This is a genomic window from Erwinia piriflorinigrans CFBP 5888 (assembly GCF_001050515.1).
GTDB classification, from domain to species: domain Bacteria; phylum Pseudomonadota; class Gammaproteobacteria; order Enterobacterales; family Enterobacteriaceae; genus Erwinia; species Erwinia piriflorinigrans.
Window position 1 is genome coordinate 589,762 of the sequence record NZ_CAHS01000015.1, and the last position, 18,326, is coordinate 608,087.

Sequence of the window (18,326 nt, forward strand, 5' to 3'; positions counted from 1 at the left end):
CAAACTGACGGATCCCCGCCAATCAATCCTGATTATTTTTTGCGTTAACCTCTTGCACCTGCGGTCGGTACTTCCATAGCCAGCGCCCACTGTCCATACGTCGGTAGAAGAAAAGACCACGTATCATCCAGTCCAGCACCATTCCCAGCCAAATGCCTATCACGCCGAACCCGAGCACAATACCCAATAGATAACCGGCAACAATTCGCCCTCCCCACATACTAAGCAGTGATATCCACATGGTAAAACGCGCATCGCGTGCGCCTTTTAGTCCGGCAGGCAGCACCCAGGATGCGGCCCAGAACGGCATAAAAGCGGCGTTTAGCCATACCAACATTTTCACTACGTGAACAACCGATTCATCCTGAGTGTAAAACCGCGCCAGCGTCCCGGCGAGTGGAACGGTCAACAGCGCAAGAGTGAATACCACGATGCTCGACAGCCAGAAGATATAACGCAATAGCCGTTCTGGCTGTCCCAGCTGACCACGGCCAAGTCGCGTGCCGACAATAATCGTCGCCGTCGATCCCAGCGCGTTCCCCGGCAGGTTAATCAGTGACGCAATGGAGAAAGCAATAAAATTACCCGCGATCACGTCGGTACCCATACCGGCTACAAACACCTGGGTCAGTAATTTGCCACCGTTAAACAGCACCGATTCAATACTCGCCGGGACACCAATACCGAGGACTTCGCGCAGGATGCCGATATTCAGCCGGGTGAAATAACTTTTTAGCGAGATTTTCAGCACCGGAACAAAGCCGATGACCAGCACATAAAGCACCGCCGCAGCGCCGATATAACGTGAGAGGGTTAATCCCAGACCTGCACCGACAAAACCCAGCCCGTGCCACGAAAAACAGCCATAGATCAGCACGCTGCTGATGGCGATATTCAGGATATTCATCCCGCCGTTAATCAACATCGGGATTTTGGTATTACCGGCTCCACGCAAAGCGCCACAGCCGATAAGCGCAATGGCCGCAGCCGGATAGCTCCAGGCGGTGACCTGTAGATAAGAGAGTGCCAGCTCTTTTACCTGCGGCTCTGCCTGACCCGCCACCAGGTCGATGATTTGCGGGCCGATAAATTCAATCGCCAACGCCAGAACGACGGCGAATCCGGTCATAATAATCAGCGACTGTCGCGCTGCCGCAACCGCACGCTCCCGGTTGAGCTTGCCGAGACTGAAAGCCACCACCACCGTGGTTCCCAGGTCAATAGCGGCAAAAAAGGAGATCACCACCATATTAAAGCTGTCTGCCAGGCCGACTCCGGCCATCGCCTCTTTTCCGATCCAGCTGACAAGAAAAGTGCTTAAGACCCCCATCAAAAGGACGCACAGGTTCTCAAAAAATATCGGCACTGCCAGCGGCGTAATTTCACGCCAGAATAATACCCGCCAGGAACGCCTTTTCGGATACCACGCACTACCTTTGACTGCCTGCGCGACAGAAAAGCTGAATTTTTGCAAGATGAGTCCAGTTATCACCAAGAAAAGGGGCAATTTTTATCATGGTAAAGCCGCTATCATTATGCAAAGTCTTTTATGTTTCAAATTGCGGCTTAAAAAGCTGAATAATTTTATCGTGCTGATATTTATCTTTTTTATAGCATTTCCCCTGCATCATGATCGGCCGTAACGCCCTACTTTACGGATTTTTCACAGGGACAGAAGACATGAAAAAGCCGGGCTGTTTCCAGCCCGGCTTTACGCGGTTAGCAGAGGGTCCCAGCTAGAGGTCAACTACCCCTTTACTTCGCCCAACGTTTTCAGTTTTTTCGACAAATCGCGGCGTTCTTTTGACAGATCGGCTACTTTGATGATGTATTCATCAACACGATCTTCATAATCGCTGCGCATACTGGTAATGATTTCCTGGATAGCCTCAATGCTCATACCCGGCTTGATGTACTCACTCAGGTTATCAAGCAGCAGCACACGCTTCTGGTTGTCACGGATTTTCTTTTCGTTATCGTGAATTTCACGCTGCAGTTTGTTCTTACGACGGAACAGACGTACGAACTCAAGCACGTCGTGGAATGATTGCTTTGCATTTTCCATGAAGACACCTTTCATTTTGGCCTGCACTTACAGGCATCATTGTCGTGGCTATCAGCTTAGCGGCGCACCGCCGCCGATGGCAATTTTAACTTGCATAACCGGATAGTTCCTATCTTACCCTGAAGCCGACTTTATCGCAGTAAGTTGTTGCTGAATCATTCTATTTTCGCAACGCGAGACGGGTGAGATCGGACAATCTTTCCAGCTGGCGGGCCATTTCCAGACTCAGCCAGACGTAGCCATGTATCGGCGTTTCTACCCGTTCATGACTGTTTGATTCGGCAATCAGCAGCCTCAGTTCTCGACTGATTTCCGCTAATTCAGCGCTATGGGCCGCGATGTTATCGCCACTCCCCTCCACCACCGCCAGGGACAGAGCACGCAGGGTGCTTTCCGTCATCTGCTGCGCCCGGCGTAGTGCCGGAGCATTGAGCATAATCAGATGGCTTTGACGTGATGCCCACCACGCATTGAGTTGCAGCTCAAGGGTACAAACCAGATTGCGATTCAGCGTCTGGATCGCTTCAAAAACGGAGCGTGGCGTGCGGGTCTCTTTGCTGGAGGGGTCGATCAGGGCTCGCATTTTAATCACATTACCCAGCAGGCGATGGAGTGGACGTGCAAGGCGCGGTTTTTCCACCAGATTAGGCGATAATCCGGCACGATAAACGCGCGCTGTTTCCAGCAGCATGTCAGAAAACTGAATACGCCAGTGGGTATAGGCTTTTTGCGGCCAAATGCTGGTGAACAGCAGTGCCAGCAACGAGCCCAGTATCACATCCCCACCACGCCAGAGAGCGGTGGTCATATCTCCGGGCACGCCGCCGCAGACAACGCCGAGGGTGATGCCAATCAACAGCGCCATATACGGATGTTTCCCGAGGGTGAGAAAGCCGCTGATAAACATCACTATTGCACACCACACCAGCATAAAGGGTAGTGAGTAAAGCTCCAGCCGGATAGCAATCAACCCGGCTATCGAGCCGAATAGCGTGCCGCCAATACGTTGTAACGCACGCGGAAAAACGTTGCCCCAGGAAGAAACAGGCCCCATCACCACCACCAGCGTGATCAGCGGCCAGCTGCCTTCCGGGATCTCCAGCAGCCGCACCAGCAGAAAAGTCAGAATAAATGCCAGCGCGATACGCACGCCGTGCACAATGCGGTAATGACGGTAAAGGCTGAATTGAAAAGCGGTCAGCGGCATATCCAGTCGCAAGAGTGGCTCCGAAAGCAGAATGGAGTGAATAGCGCGACATCATACCCTAAGCAGGTGCGGGGAACAGGCGATGAAGTCAATTTCTGTGTGAGCTTTGTGCTTAATCCCGGCGCGATAAGCAGAAAAATAGACCTGGCTTAACCTGTTCCTGCCGCTGAGTTTTAAAACTTCAACTTGATGTAGTCTGTTATGCGCGTAATTAATCCCGCTTCCGCCACCGACTGCAAAGCAACCAGAGGATAGCTGGCAAGCTGTTTATCTCCCTGCATCAACTGGATAACGCCGACCTGCTCATGCAGCTTGATGGGGGCTTCCAGATCTTTACGCTCAATAACGTATTTGGCCTTGACGTGCTGCACCTCATCACGCGGTAGCGTAAAAAAGAGATCTTTATCGCTGCCTAAAGCAATACGGTGCGGATTACCATACCAGACATTTTCGTGGCCGATCTCTTTACCCGCATGGAACAGCTGCACGGTATCGAAATGACGTTGTCCCCATACCAGCAGCTTGTGCGCCTGCTCTTCGCGCCCTTTGGGGCTTTTGCCGCCCATGACCACCGCAATCAGACGACGCTGACCGTCCAGACTTGAGGCGATAATGTTGAAGCCCGCGCTTTCGGTATGGCCGGTTTTCAGGCCGTCGACATGAAGCTCTTTGTCCCACAGCAGGCCGTTGCGATTCTGCTGGGTGATACCGTTCCAGGTAAGGGATTTTTCACTGTACATCTGATAGAAGTCAGGTTCGCCGCTGATGATGGCACGGGATAAGATTGCTAAATCACGCGCGGTGGTGAACTGCCCCGGGGCATCGAGGCCATGTACGGTCTCAAAATGGGTATTGCTCAATGCCAATTTTTCCACGTAGTGATTCATCATGGTGACAAAGTTATTCTGGCTGCCTGCAACATAATCTGCCAGTGCCACGCAGGCATCGTTACCCGAATCAATAATGACGCCACGGCTGAGATCGCGCACGGAAACCTTTTCACCAGGTTTGAGGAACATCAGTGAAGAGCCTTTAAACAGCGGATTTCCGGCAGCCCAGGCATCCTTACCTACCGTCACCATATCGTCACGGGTGATACGTTTTTGATCGATGGCCCGATCGACCACATATCCGGTCATCAGCTTGGTCAGGCTGGCCGGGTTACGGCGCTCGTCAGGTTGACCGGAGGTGAGGATCTGCCCGGTGGTCGCATCCATAAGCACCCAGGAAGCAGCATCAATGGCAGGAGGCGTCATCGGCAAGGACAGGCCGTTAACAGGGGTGAGATCGGCGGCATGGGCGGCTCCGCACAGGGCAATCAGCAAAGTAAAACGTGTGGGCAGGCACTTCTTCAACAGGAGATCCTCCAGGTACAGGTGAAAAGTGCGCATGTTGTACGGGATCTGTTGCTGCATTGTGTAACTAAATTGCAAGAAAATATAAAATTTCAGGTAATGAGCATAATCAGAAAGGTGAATGTGCTGAAGATAAGCGGCCTGCCCGCCACTCGCGCTTATGCTGCCAGCTAAAAATGGATGGGAGCGCTTATTGTGATGTCCTCTGACCCAAAGTTCGGTGGCAGCCCCTGCCGGACGCGGATCTTCTCATCTTTTGTTGGCTTGTGCGTGGCGGCATTATTGGGGAACGTTCCCGGCCCCTTTTTGCAGCCAAACCCTTGGCAGACAGGGCTACGCTCAATCTTTACCTCGCCGGGATAAGTACGGGTACAGCCGGATAGAAAAAAAGTGAATAGCATGAGGATCGATAACTTCATGATGTAAATCCCTTTATGTGAAAATCGCCGTTAGTCTACTCTCGATCCACTGAACAAAATGCAAACAACTTCCCGCCATGCCTGACGCATCCGATATTTCAGTCCAGGGTGAATATGGTTTACCATAACCTCAGTCACGAACATGTCATCGGGTCGCAGGCACAAACCGTATTCATAGATTATGTGCTGATTGACGCCATTCACCCGCGATCGGGGAAGCGTCCGCTAACATGCCGGAAAAAACAGAAGCAACATCGCTGCTGCCTAGAATAAAACCTGAAAAGAAACCTATAACATCAACCACAGGCAACCCTATACCGTGAAAGATAAGCCAGCCCAGCCCACTTTCCTGTTCCACGACTACGAGACATTCGGTATAAGCCCGTCTCTCGACCGCCCTGCGCAGTTCGCCGCTATCCGTACCGACATGGATTTTAACCTTATCGGCGAGCCGGAAGTGTTTTACTGCCGCCCGGCAGATGACTATTTGCCGCAGCCTGAGGCAGTGATGGTAACCGGTATTACCCCGCAGATTGCCCGTGCTCGCGGGGTTAACGAGGCGGAATTTACCCAACGTATTCATCAACTGTTCAGCGCACCGAATACCTGTGTGGTGGGCTATAACAACGTGCGTTTTGACGATGAAGTCAGCCGCAATCTTTTCTACCGTAACTTTTACGATCCTTACGCCTGGAGCTGGCAACACGGAAACAGCCGCTGGGATCTGCTGGATGTCATGCGCGCCTGCTACGCGCTGCGCCCGGAGGGTATCATTTGGCCCGAAAATGATGACGGCTTCCCCAGTTTCCGTCTTGAACATCTGACTAAGGCGAACGGCGTAGCTCATGAGAATGCCCATGATGCGATGTCAGACGTGTATGCCACTATCGCTATGGCAAAACTCGTGAAGGAGAAACAGCCGCGCCTGTATGATTTCCTCTACGCTCACCGCAATAAGCAGAAAATCAGCGCGCTGATTGATATCCCGCAGATGAAACCGCTGGTACATATCTCCGGCATGTTCGGTGCAGCAAGGGGGAATACCAGCTGGATCGCGCCGCTGGCGTGGCACCCGGATAACCGTAACGCGCTGATAACCTGCGATCTCGGTGGCGATATGGCCCCGCTATTGGAACTGGACGCTGACGCGCTACGAGAGCGGCTTTACACACGCCGTGAAGATCTGGATGGGGCTTCCCCGGTGCCGCTCAAGCTGGTGCATATCAATAAATGCCCGGTGGTCGCACCGGCTAATACCCTGCGCCCGGAAGATGCCGAACGTATCGGCATCGATCGTCAGCACTGCCTTGATAATCTCGCCCTGCTGCGCCAGCATCCCGAAGTACGTGAAAAAGTGGTGACGCTGTTTGCCGACGCGCAGCCCTTTATCTCATCAGACGATGTGGATGCCCAGCTCTACAACGGTTTCTTTAGCGATGCTGACCGCAACGCGATGAATATTGTGCGCCAGACGGCGGTAGAGAACCTGCCGGCGCTGGATCTCACCTTTAACGATGCGCGCATCGAAAAACTGCTGTTCCGCTTCCGGGCACGCAACTTTCCCGGCACACTAAACGATGCGGAACAGCACAGCTGGTTGCAGCACCGGCGCGAGATGCTGAACCCCGAACGTGTGCAAGGGTACGTGCAGGAACTGGAGATGCTGTTTAATCAGTACGAGGGGGATCAGGCTAAGCAGGGGCAGCTCAAAGCGCTGTTTGCCTATATGCAGGAACTGGTGTCATAGCGGGTTATCCACGCGCAGCATGAATAATAGGGGCAACCCTTAATGGTGGTTGCCCCGTTTTTTTACATCATATCTTCACTGCACTGCGGAACCGGATTACGGAAGCTGCGGGTGACGAAAGTCAGATACAGCAGGCCAATAGCCGCCCATACCAGCCCAAGTACCATTGAACTCTCCTCCAGATTCACCCACAGAGCACCCACGGTCAGGGCACCCAATAGCGGCAGCACCAGGAAGGTGAAGTTATCCTTCAGCGTTTTATTACGGCGCTCGCGGATCCAGAATTGAGAAATCACCGACAGATTCACGAAGGTGAACGCCACCAGCGCACCAAAGTTAATCAGCGCCGTGGCGGTCACCAGGTCGAAGCTGATTGATGACAGCGCGATCACGCCAACCAGCAGCACGTTTAACGCCGGGGTACGCCACTTAGGGTGGATATAGCCGAAGAAACGCACTGGGAACACGCCATCGCGGCCCATCACATACATTAACCGTGATACGCCCGCATGTGCCGCCATACCGGAAGCCAGTACCGTCACGCAGGAGAAAATCAGAATGCCGAACTGGAAGGCTTTGCCCGCCACATACAGCATGATTTCCGGCTGCGACGCGTCCGGATCTTTAAAGCGCGAGATGTCCGGGAAGTACAGTTGCAGGAAATAAGACACCACGATAAAGATTAGGCCGCCAATCAATGCAGTCAGGAAGATGGCTTTCGGGATCACCCGCTCAGCATCTTTGGTCTCTTCCGACAGAGAACTGATACCGTCAAACCCGAGGAAAGAGAAGCAGAGTATGGTTGCCCCGGTAATCATCGGCACCACATGGGCATTTTCCGACCAGAACGGCTTACTGCTGACTAAGGTGCCTTGTCCTACACCGTGCGCCACGCCCCAAACTACCATTCCCATGATGGAAACCATCACCACCACCTGAAGCACAACAATGACGCTGTTGAAGTTGGCCACGGTTTTGATGCCTTTGAGGTTAGAGAGGGTCATAAAGCCCACCAGCAACACCACAAAGATCCACGAAGGGACACCGGGTACCAGCGCTTCCCAATATATTTTCGCCAGCAGAATGTTGATCATCGGCATAAACAGATAATCAAGTAGCGAAGACCAGCCGACCATAAAACCGACGTGCGGGCTGATCGCTTTCTGTGCGTAGGTATACGCCGATCCCGCTGAAGGGAAGCGGCGTACCAGCTGACCATAACTCAGCGCGGTGAACAGAATAGCAATCAGCGCAAATGCGTATGCGGTGGCAACGTGGCCGTCAGTCAGGCCAGAAACGATGCCGAAGGTATCAAACAGCGTCATTGGCTGCATATAAGCCAATCCCATCATAACAACGGGTAATAACGTCAGTGTTTTTTTCAATTTTGCACGCGGCTGTGCGGCTGGGGTTGCGGTATTATGCGCCATGATTCAGCCTCCCCATAGCGTCAACCTTTCTGGGTTGATCCACAGGGAAACTTCGCGTAATGCGATAGCTTTTCGAAAGAGGATTAAGGAGTGTGCGGGCAGGAGTAAAGGTATTCCCTGCCACGGCGCCGTAGTCGTCGCGCTGGCGGATTCCAGCGCCAGCCGGAGTGAGATAGTGTAGCCCCATGTTTGTATCCTCAATAAACACATTACTGTGTATTTAAAAGCGTTTATCTATCCGGTTCTGGACCGGCCTCTTAAAAGACGAAGTTAATACCGCGTGCAAAAGACAAAAAAACCGCTGCCGGTGTAACCAGCATCGGTTGTTTAATCTATAAACCCATTAACTCAAATTGCCGTAAAGCGGCAAACGCGCATGCAGCTTGAAGTATAAAGGGCTATTGCAGGGGCCGTATTCTGCACCATACAAAGGCACAGTGGCAAGTCATACGGGCCATGATAAGAAAATTCTTTATGGTACGGAAAGTAAACAATACTGAACGTTAACGGGCTTACCCATACCCGCGTAAACGCGGCTAACAAACCCGCTATCTTTCAGCCATAAAGAGAGTAAAGATAACCATCACGTTGAACGTCATAGCCTGCAACCTTTGTGACCGCTCCTGCTTTATCTCCAGTCCCCTGACTTTCATTTAGCGGTCTGGTGTCGCCAAACTGCGATAAAAAGTGGTTCGTATCTTCCTGAGACTGACTGATATTCGTTATATGCTGAATATCATCCTCACTGCGGATGGGTAATCTGGCGACATCGCAAACAAAATTAAAATAATTTTCATAATCATTTGCCCGTGCATGCTCATACTCTTCTAAGGCTCTGTTAACCGACATGAGCCCGGATAAAGCGCGGCCCAGGTATCCGCTAATTAATTCAGAATCACGCAGCGCATGAGTCATGCCCATCGCCGTCACCTGGTCCTTGAAGCTGCCAGCATCGCCGATTAAAGCCCACCCCGGACCAATGCTTTTCCTTTGAAAAGCCACCATTTTCTCGCATCCTTTAAAGGATTTTTCCCTTTTACCTTCACGGATCAGGGCAGCGGTTTCCTCATCGCAAAAATCGAATGTTTTAAAGAAATTATTTTCGGCATGGCGACTGAAATCTTTCCACCAACTGGCCGGCCCGTAGGCTAACGCCATATGCGTGCCGTCAGACGTAGGGAAGATCGCCGATCCCAGCCTGCCCCGATTACTGATTGTCAGCTCTTCTTTATTTAGCCCGGAGTAGTAGCCAAAAAAAGCGAAGGTAGAATCTTCGCGTCGATCGTAAACTTCCGCTTGTACCGCATCAGCAAATGAGGAGTGACGACCATCAGCACCAATAACAATTTTCGCTTTTGCCTGGAAGGTATTGCCATTTCCCGTAGTGGCACTGATGCCCGTGACGGCACCATTCTCAGTCAGCAGAGATGAAAACTTCACATTCTGTCTGATTTCAGCGCCTGCCAACTCCGCCGCCTTGAGTAATTCATAATCCAGCAGCAGTCTTCTGGGGCCACAATAGATATCTGTAGCGTGATGACAGTCATTGTGAACCTTCAGAAATCTTTTCCGTATGTCGTCTAGGGGGATAGAACCTGACAACTTAACCCCCTCAATATAGATATTCATCCTACGATAATTCGGGGTTTTCTTTAATATCTCGCCAGCAACGCCAAGCCGGTTTAAATAGGACACGCCCCTCGGCCACAAAAAATGAGTGGATAATCTGTCACGAGGAAAAACACTTTGATCTATCACTAACACGTGGTGACCCTGTGATGCGAGGTGGGCAGCTGCCGATGATCCTGCCACGCTGGCACCGATAATAATGGCATCGAAATTTTCCATCTTAATGGCCTTCTTGTGTGGGTGTTATTCAGAATAAATCGTACTTTTTTGCCAGCTGCGCAAGGTTATCGACCGTATCGTCAATCTGTTGGTATGTATGCCGCGCATTGACAATAAATCGTATGCGGCCGTCGTTTTCAGGCACCATAGGATAGGAGACAGGCACAGAGAAAATGCCTCTTTTGTAGAGTTCAAAACATATATTAAGTAATTTCTTCGTGTCATTAATATAGATCGGTATTATCGGCGTTTCGCTATTTCTTAAATCAAACCCTGACTTAATTAAGCGCTCGCGCATATAGGCTTTCTTTTGATGCAGCACGCTAATCACATCAGGATTGGTCTCAATGATCTCTAGTGAAGCGAGCACCGCCGCTGCATCCGGGGGAGTGAAGCAAGCCTGAAACGCATACGCATTTGCACTCCACTGAAAATAGGAACTATAGCGCCGGGACATGGCGACGAAGCCGCCTAAAGAGGCGGTTGCTTTTGAAAACGTAGACGTAATGAAATCAACTTTATCTGTTACGCTCTCGCGGTAACACAAACCACGCCCGCCATCGCCGTAAATACCGAATGAGTGTGCTTCATCAACAAAAAGCAAAAAGTCGAAACGTTCTTTCAATTTGACAATTTCTGCCAGAGGGCAGATATCACCGCTCATTGAGTAGGCTGACTCGACCACAACGACCACTTTTCCCCGACAATTTTCTTTTGAGAACTCAAGTTTTCTTTTCAGGTCTTCTATCGAGTTATGAGCAAAGGAGATCCATTTTCGCGCTGATGACAGTTTGATCCCGTCCCTGATTGATGCATGGCTTTCATCGTCAATAATAATGTGATCGTCTTTTGCGCATAGTGCTGCAAGCGTTCCCATATTGGCCGTGTAGCCCGTGGGGAATAACATCGTGGCTTCTTTACCCAACCATTGACTGATTTTATTTTCAATTTTTCGATGCAGAATATTCATGCCACCTGAGACAGCAGAAGTGCCGCACCCCGTACCAAAATGGCGAACGGCTTCAACCACGCTCTCTATGACTTTCGGGTGTCTGTTCAGACCAAGATATAAATTTGTTGACCATACGGAACACTCCCTGGATGCTTCACCCAACTCCGTCGCTACCGTTGTTAATGCGTCACTTCCGCTACAGGTAAAGGTGTCAAAACTGAATATACCGGCCGCAATTTGCTTATGACGAAGACTATCCATTTCTTGCGCTAAAACGTCCACATCAACTAAACCTGAACGTTTTAAATTCATCATAAGCGTTCCCGTGGTGTTACTATAAATGCCATCTCCCGTCTCTTCCTTAGGGGATATCTCGTTTAAATATGCCATGTGCTTGCCCGTCTAATTAAAATACGTGAAATTTCATTCATCTTCTTCGGGTAGCTCACTCGCTCTCCCAAAAAAAGATATGTCTTCGTAGGCTAAAGATGTAAAAATCTATCTCATCGAGACAAATGAATAAATTATAATTTTTCTATCGCTGCTACTAAAAAAAAGATAATGACAGACACGCCTCCTGTCTAAAAAAGGAAGTCAGAGCATTAAGTAAACCATGCAAAAAGAGCACTCTAATTATACGTAAAGGCACTGATAAAACGACTAGATCCCGGATTGAATAGGATCACTCCTAAAGTGTTTAAATCAAAACTAGAGCAATATCCCGGTCGCTTCAAGCCATTTTTTATTTTATTTTTTTTAAAATGTAACAACGAATTTTTTTCGATATTTAATTCATAACAGGGCGTTATTTTTATTTCTCTCTTATGCTAACCTCACAATATAAATAATTAACGCATCAAATCTTATTTAAAGACAATTAATAAAAGAGATGTCAGACAGTTAGCGTAAGCAGCAGGGGGAATGAGAAAAGATAATTTATTTATCGAAATAACTCAGGTCATATGCGGTCAAAAAGGAGAATATCTTGACGCCGGGGGTTTCATTGGCATTAGCATTGGCACAAGAATGCAAGCCAGATAATGCATTCGCCGTGCGACCAGAGCTTCGCTCTTCGCTACACGGCGAACTGGGTAGAGGGTCTGTTTGAGTATCTAATGACATGCTTTCACGACAGCGGCATCCGCGCCGGATCCGGATAGCGATAGGCAAATCCCAGCTCACGACAAATTTTGCTGCCGTCGATGAGCTTACCCTGATTTTGGCTGTCATCGGCGAGGAAGGTCGGCGGCGTCAGCCCCAGCTGATTAGCCACCTGCGGATAGAACTGATTGCGCGCCGGATGTTGTGGAGCGCTCAGGTTATAGATATGCCCCCCCTCCGGCGTCTGCAACAACAGGGTTATTGCAGCGATCACATCGTCAAGATGCACCAGGTTCACGCCCTGAAACCCGTTAGCCAGATCGGTTTTACCGGCAAGGAAGCGTCCCGGATGGCGTTTAGGGCCAACCAGACCGGACAGGCGCAGAATATCAACCGCTGTGCCAGGCAGATTATGCAGCCAGCACTCCAGCTCCTCTAATGTGCGTCCCGCCACGCTGACCGGTGCCAGCGGCGTGCTCTCACAGGTATTGCCGGAGTGGTCACCGTATACTGATGTCGAACTGGTGAAGATCATACGCGGTATGTGATACGCCAGCGCACTGTCCACCAGCTGCTGCACGGCACTCAGGTAGTTCCCTCCCCCTGTGGCAGTACGGCTGGCAGGTAAGGTTATCACCAGCGCATCCACGTCAAGTAACGCCTCAAGATCTTCAGCCTCACATTCCAGTTCCGGCGTCAGATTGAGTAAATATCCGTCGATGCCGCTCATTCTCGCCGCATCGACCCCATCCCGGCTGGTTTTACTGCCGGTGACCCGCCACCCTGCCGCCGTTAGCGACATCGCCAGCGGCATTCCCAACCATCCCAGTCCAACAATGGCGACTCGTTTCATGCTTTAGCTCCCGTCAATACAGCCGTTAATCTTTCAAGGCTACGTCAGGCTCAGACCAGAGACAACCGCCCGTTGATAAGAGAATCTTTCAACATTGACAAAAAAGGGTTGCGCGCCACGCTCAACCCGGTTAGGTTATTTCTTACGATATGAATATCCATTCATCCAAGAGAATTTTATGACACGCGTTCAGTTCAACCATCATCACCACCATCACCCTGGCTAGTCTTTCAGGCGATGTGTGCTGGAAGACGTTCAGGATCTTCCAGCGGTGCAGAACGCAAACTCAGCCCCCGGAAGATCGCCTTCCGGGGGCTTTTTTTTGGCCCTGATAGATGAACAACGCTGGCTTATAACGATAAACGCAGACAGGAAAAGAGGATTGACCACCGATGTTAGATAATACCCGTTTACGCATAGCTATGCAGAAATCAGGCCGTTTAAGCGATGAGTCACGCGAATTGCTCGCACGCTGCGGTATCAAGATCAACCTCCAACAGCAGCGTCTTATCGCCTTTGCTGAAAACATGCCGATTGATATTTTACGGGTGCGCGATGACGATATTCCGGGGCTGGTCATGGACGGCGTGGTTGATCTGGGGATTATCGGTGAAAACGTGCTGGAAGAAGAACTGCTGACCCGCCGCGCCCAAGGCGAAGACCCGCGCTACCAGACGCTGCGTCGCCTCGATTTTGGCGGCTGCCGCCTGTCGCTGGCAATGTCCGTAGACGATGAATACAGCGGCCCACAGTGTTTACAAAATGCGCGCATTGCCACCTCGTATCCGCACCTGCTGAAAAAGTATCTTGATGAACAGCGTGTCAGCTTCAAGTCCTGCCTGCTGAACGGTTCCGTTGAGGTCGCACCGCGTGCCGGGCTGGCCGACGCCATCTGTGATCTGGTCTCGACCGGTGCCACGCTGGAAGCCAACGGCCTGCGCGAAGTGGAGGTGATTTATCGTTCGAAAGCCTGTCTGATCCAGCGTGATGGCGAAATGCCGGCGAATAAGCAGCTGCTGATTGACAAGCTGTTGACGCGTATCCAGGGGGTTATTCAGGCGCGTGAATCCAAATACATCATGCTGCACGCCCCCAGCGAACGTCTGGAAGAGATCATCACCCTGCTGCCGGGTGCAGAACGTCCTACCGTGCTGCCGCTGGCCGGTGACAAGAGCCGCGTCGCTATGCACATGGTCAGCAGCGAGACGCTGTTCTGGGAAACCATGGAAAAACTCAAGGCGCTGGGTGCCAGCTCCATTCTGGTGCTGCCTATTGAGAAGATGATGGAGTAAGACGATGGCGACCGCAATGACCCCGATAGTCTGGACGGAGTGCAGCCCGCAGCAGCAGCAGGCGCTACTGACACGCCCGGCAGTTGAAGCTTCTGCCAGCATCAGCGCCACCGTGCGTGGCATTCTCGACAAGGTAAAGGCCGAAGGCGACCAGGCACTGCGTGACTACAGCGCCGCTTTCGATAACGTGCAGGTTGGCGCGCTGCGTATCAGCGAGCAGCAAATTGCCGAAGCGGCTGAGAGGCTGGACGATGAGATCAAACAGGCGATGGCCGTGGCGGTCGCCAATATTGATAAGTTCCACCTTGCCCAACGGTTGCCTGCGGTCGATATCGAGACCCAGCCGGGCGTGCGCTGCCAGCAGCTCACCCGCCCGGTCGCGTCCGTGGGATTATACATCCCCGGTGGTTCTGCCCCGCTGTTCTCAACGGTATTAATGTTGGCGACACCGGCACGCATCGCCGGATGTGGTCGTGTCGTGCTCTGTTCGCCGCCGCCGATTGCCGATGAAATTCTCTATGCTGCCCAGCTGTGTGGCGTGAAAGAAGTGTTCCAGGTTGGCGGTGCTCAGGCGATTGCCGCCCTCGCCCTCGGCACCGAGTCGGTGCCTAAAGTGGACAAAATTTTCGGGCCGGGCAATGCATGGGTGACCGAAGCGAAGCGCCAGGTCAGTCAACGCCTTGACGGCGCGGCAATCGATATGCCAGCGGGGCCTTCGGAAGTGCTGGTAATTGCTGACGAAGGCGCCACTGCGGATTTCGTCGCCTCTGATTTGTTGTCGCAGGCGGAACACGGCCCCGACTCACAGGTGATCCTGCTAACGCCATCCGCAAAAGTTGCCAGCGATGTCGCGCAAGCCATACAGCGCCAGCTGGCTGAACTGCCGCGTGCGGCTACTGCCGCTCAGGCACTTGCCAGCAGCCGCCTGATTGTCACCCGCGATTTGCAACAGTGCGTGGAGATTAGCAACCGCTACGGGCCTGAACATCTGATTATTCAGACCCGTCAGGCGCGTGATCTGGTTGATAGCATCACCAGCGCCGGATCGGTGTTTCTCGGTGACTGGTCACCGGAATCTGCCGGTGATTACGCTTCGGGCACCAATCACGTCCTGCCCACCTACGGCTATACTTCCACCTGTTCCAGCCTCGGGCTGGCCGACTTCCAGAAAAGGATGACGGTGCAGGAACTGACCCCGCAAGGCTTTATGGGGCTGGCGGCAACGATTGAAACCCTGGCCGCCGCCGAACAGCTCACTGCACACAAAAATGCCGTGACGCTACGCGTTGCCGCCCTGAAGGAGAAGCCATGAGCAACAGCATCGAAAACCTGGCGCGGGCCAATGTGCGTGCGCTGACGCCCTACCAGTCGGCACGCAGACTCGGCGGCAACGGTGACGTATGGCTGAACGCCAATGAGTATCCGTTGGCGGTGCCGTTTGAGCTAAGCCAGCAGACGCTGAATCGCTACCCGGAATGCCAGCCAAAGCAGGTAATCGCACGGTATGCCGCCTACGCCGGTCTGGCAGCAGATCGGGTGCTGGTCAGTCGCGGAGCCGATGAGGGTATCGAGTTACTGATGCGCGCCTTCTGCGAACCGGGTAAAGATGCCGTGTTGTTCTGTCCGCCCACCTACGGCATGTACAGCGTCAGCGCAGAAACGATCGGCATCGAGTACCGTACGGTAGCAGCCGGTGATAACTGGCAGCTCAACCTGCCAGCCATTGCCGACCGGCTGGACGGCGTCAAGCTGGTCTATGTCTGTAGCCCGAATAACCCGACCGGCAACCTGATCGATCGCGACGATCTGCGCCAGCTGTTGGAGATGACGCGCGGTAAAGCGCTGGTGGTGGCCGATGAAGCCTATATTGAATTTTGCCCGCAGGCCTCTCTCGCAGGCTGGTTAAAAGATTATCCGCATCTGGTGATACTGCGCACGCTGTCCAAAGCCTTTGCGCTCGCCGGTCTGCGCTGCGGCTTTACCCTTGCCAACGCCGAGGTGATCGCATTACTGATGAAAGTCATCGCACCTTATCCTCTCTCCACGCCGGTTGCGGATATCGCCGGACAGGCGCTCAGCGATGAGGGGATTGCCCTGATGCGCCAGCACGTCAGTGAACTGATTGCTACCCGAGAATGGCTGATTGCCAACCTGCGAGACTGTGCCTGCGTTGAGCAGGTGTACAACAGTGAGACAAACTATATTCTGGCGCGCTTCACCGACTCCAGCCGGGTATTTAAAACCTTGTGGCAACAGGGCATTATTTTGCGTGACCAGAACAAACAGCCGGGCCTGGCAGGCTGCCTGCGCATCTCTATCGGCACGCGTGATGAGTGCGAGCGCACCATTGCGGCATTAAAATCATTACCCGGTTTCCGTGTACCTCAGGAGCAAGCATGAGTCAGAAAGTCCTTTTTATCGATCGCGATGGCACGCTTATTTCGGAACCACCGCAAGATTTTCAGGTGGACAGGTTAGATAAGCTGGCCTTCGAGCCAGGAGTGATCCCCGCCCTGCTGTCATTGCAAAAAGCAGGCTTCGAGCTGGTGATGATCACTAATCAGGATGGTCTGGGTACCAGCAGCTTCCCACAGGAAGACTTTGACGGCCCGCATCAGCTGATGATGCAGATTTTCAGCTCCCAGGGCGTCATCTTCAGCGATGTGCTGATCTGCCCGCACACGCCGGAAGATGACTGCGCGTGCCGCAAGCCAAAAACAAAAATGGTTACAGCATGGCTGGCAGAAGGCGCGCTGGACTGCGCTAACAGCTATGTGATTGGCGACCGAACCACTGACGTGCAGCTGGCAAGCAATATGGGCATTAACGGCCTGTTGTACGCCAGAGAAGGGCTTAACTGGGCCGCGATCGAAGAGCAGCTGACCCGGCGCGACCGCTACGCGCTGGTGGAACGCAGCACCAAAGAGACGCAGATTAAAGTCGAAGTTTGGCTGGACCGTGAAGGTGAGAGCAAAATTAATACCGGGGTCGGGTTCTTCGACCATATGCTTGACCAGATATGCACTCACGGCGCTTTCCGCATGAATATCGACGTAAAAGGCGATCTCTATATTGACGATCATCACACCGTTGAAGACACCGGCCTGGCGCTGGGCGAAGCGCTGCTCAAGGCGTTGGGTGATAAGCGCGGTATTGGCCGTTTCGGCTTTGTCCTGCCGATGGACGAATGCCTGGCGCGGTGCGCGCTGGATATCTCCGGTCGTCCGCACCTCGAATATAAAGCCGAGTTCAGCTATCAGCGTGTGGGTGACCTGAGTACCGAAATGGTTGAACATTTCTTCCGCTCACTCTCTTACACCATGGCCAGTACCCTGCATCTGCGCACCAAAGGCAAAAACGATCATCACCGGGTAGAAAGCCTGTTCAAAGCCTTTGGCCGTACGCTGCGTCAGGCGATCCGCGTTGAAGGCAATACCTTACCCAGCTCGAAAGGAGTGCTGTGATGGATATCGTCATCCTTGATACCGGCTGTGCCAATCTGTCGTCGGTGAAATGGGCGGTTCAGCGGCTTGGCTATCAGCCCGTGGTGAGCAAAGAAGCGGATGTCGTGCTCAATGCCGATAAGCTTTTTTTACCGGGAGTGGGCACCGCACAGGCGGCGATGGACCAGCTGCGTGAGCGCGAACTTGTTGACCTGATCAAAGCCTGTACCCAGCCGGTATTGGGTATCTGCCTGGGGATGCAGCTGCTGGGCAGCGTCAGTGACGAAAGCGGCGGCGTGCCAACGCTCAATATTATCGACCAGCCGGTTCAGCGTATGACCGATCATGGTCTGCCACTGCCGCATATGGGCTGGAACCAGATCACTGCGCAGGCTGGCAACCACCTGTTTCGCGGCATTGAAGACGGCGCCTGGTTCTACTTCGTGCACAGCTTTGCGATGCCGGTTAATGAGTTCACCATTGCCCAATGCAATTACGGTGAGCCATTTACCGCCGCCGTGCATAAAGACAATTTCTTCGGCGTGCAGTTTCACCCTGAGCGTTCCGGTGCCGCCGGAGCGCAGCTGCTGAAAAACTTTCTGGAGATGTAAGCG

General features: G+C 52.5%; 15 protein-coding genes and 1 other annotated feature. Of the genes, 7 read left to right on the plus strand and 8 right to left on the minus strand.

Features of this window, described 5'->3' with window-relative positions; genetic code table 11:
* Positions 1–22: 22 nt before the first annotated feature.
* The 4 genes from EPIR_RS10875 to dacD form a co-directional block, all read right to left on the minus strand.
* Positions 23–1,492 (minus strand): EmmdR/YeeO family multidrug/toxin efflux MATE transporter, encoded by a 1,470-nt coding sequence (locus tag EPIR_RS10875; protein WP_023655449.1) that lies wholly within the window; start codon positions 1,490–1,492, stop codon positions 23–25.
* Between the two features lie 255 nt (positions 1,493–1,747).
* A complete protein-coding gene (tmaR, locus tag EPIR_RS10880) occupies positions 1,748–2,065 on the minus strand; it encodes a PTS system regulator TmaR (protein ID WP_023655450.1) in 318 nt (105 codons plus the stop codon).
* A 160-nt stretch (positions 2,066–2,225) separates the two neighbouring features.
* A complete protein-coding gene (locus tag EPIR_RS10885) occupies positions 2,226–3,284 on the minus strand; it encodes an FUSC family protein (RefSeq protein ID WP_023655451.1) in 1,059 nt (352 codons plus the stop codon).
* 161 nt (positions 3,285–3,445) lie between these two features.
* Positions 3,446–4,627: a serine-type D-Ala-D-Ala carboxypeptidase DacD gene (gene dacD / locus EPIR_RS10890; RefSeq protein ID WP_277302530.1), complete on the minus strand. Its 1,182-nt coding sequence runs from the start codon at positions 4,625–4,627 to the stop codon at positions 3,446–3,448.
* A 738-nt stretch (positions 4,628–5,365) separates the two neighbouring features.
* On the opposite strand from dacD, the gene sbcB reads away from it, so the two are divergent.
* Positions 5,366–6,793 carry an exodeoxyribonuclease I gene (sbcB, locus tag EPIR_RS10900; protein WP_023655454.1) on the plus strand — a complete coding sequence of 476 codons (1,428 nt, stop codon included), beginning with the start codon at positions 5,366–5,368 and terminating at the stop codon, positions 6,791–6,793.
* 62 nt (positions 6,794–6,855) lie between these two features.
* On the opposite strand, the gene EPIR_RS10905 is transcribed toward sbcB, so the two are convergent.
* The 4 genes from EPIR_RS10905 to EPIR_RS10925 all read right to left on the minus strand — a co-directional run bounded on the left by EPIR_RS10905 (position 6,856) and on the right by EPIR_RS10925 (position 12,977).
* On the minus strand, positions 6,856–8,223 hold the full coding sequence (locus EPIR_RS10905) for an APC family permease (protein WP_023655455.1): 1,368 nt from the start codon (positions 8,221–8,223) through the stop codon (positions 6,856–6,858).
* A 555-nt stretch (positions 8,224–8,778) separates the two neighbouring features.
* Positions 8,779–10,071, minus strand: coding sequence for an NAD(P)/FAD-dependent oxidoreductase (locus tag EPIR_RS10915; protein ID WP_023655456.1), 1,293 nt, complete (start codon positions 10,069–10,071; stop codon positions 8,779–8,781).
* A 28-nt stretch (positions 10,072–10,099) separates the two neighbouring features.
* On the minus strand, positions 10,100–11,338 hold the full coding sequence (locus EPIR_RS10920) for an aminotransferase class I/II-fold pyridoxal phosphate-dependent enzyme (RefSeq protein WP_023655457.1): 1,239 nt from the start codon (positions 11,336–11,338) through the stop codon (positions 10,100–10,102).
* 811 nt (positions 11,339–12,149) lie between these two features.
* The gene (locus EPIR_RS10925) at positions 12,150–12,977 is read right to left on the minus strand and encodes an SDR family oxidoreductase (protein WP_023655458.1); all 828 of its coding nucleotides are present in this window, start codon (positions 12,975–12,977) and stop codon (positions 12,150–12,152) included.
* A 178-nt stretch (positions 12,978–13,155) separates the two neighbouring features.
* On the opposite strand from EPIR_RS10925, the gene hisL reads away from it, so the two are divergent.
* From hisL to hisH, 6 genes are all read left to right on the plus strand, one after another.
* A complete protein-coding gene (gene hisL / locus EPIR_RS18725; RefSeq protein ID WP_157037529.1) occupies positions 13,156–13,203 on the plus strand; it encodes a his operon leader peptide in 48 nt (15 codons plus the stop codon).
* Positions 13,179–13,301, plus strand: a sequence feature (His leader region). It overlaps the preceding gene by 25 nt.
* Before the next feature lie 68 nt (positions 13,302–13,369).
* Positions 13,370–14,269 (plus strand): ATP phosphoribosyltransferase, encoded by a 900-nt coding sequence (hisG, locus tag EPIR_RS10930; RefSeq protein WP_023655460.1) that lies wholly within the window; start codon positions 13,370–13,372, stop codon positions 14,267–14,269.
* 4 nt (positions 14,270–14,273) lie between these two features.
* Entirely contained in the window at positions 14,274–15,581 is a 1,308-nt protein-coding gene (gene hisD, locus EPIR_RS10935; protein ID WP_023655461.1) for a histidinol dehydrogenase, read from the plus strand.
* The gene (gene hisC / locus EPIR_RS10940) at positions 15,578–16,669 is read left to right on the plus strand and encodes a histidinol-phosphate transaminase (RefSeq protein WP_023655462.1); all 1,092 of its coding nucleotides are present in this window, start codon (positions 15,578–15,580) and stop codon (positions 16,667–16,669) included. The genes hisD and hisC overlap by 4 nt, the downstream gene beginning before the upstream one ends.
* Positions 16,666–17,733: a bifunctional histidinol-phosphatase/imidazoleglycerol-phosphate dehydratase HisB gene (hisB, locus tag EPIR_RS10945; RefSeq protein ID WP_023655463.1), complete on the plus strand. Its 1,068-nt coding sequence runs from the start codon at positions 16,666–16,668 to the stop codon at positions 17,731–17,733. The genes hisC and hisB overlap by 4 nt, the downstream gene beginning before the upstream one ends.
* Positions 17,733–18,323, plus strand: coding sequence for an imidazole glycerol phosphate synthase subunit HisH (gene hisH, locus EPIR_RS10950; protein ID WP_023655464.1), 591 nt, complete (start codon positions 17,733–17,735; stop codon positions 18,321–18,323). The genes hisB and hisH overlap by 1 nt, the downstream gene beginning before the upstream one ends.
* Positions 18,324–18,326 lie beyond the last annotated feature (3 nt).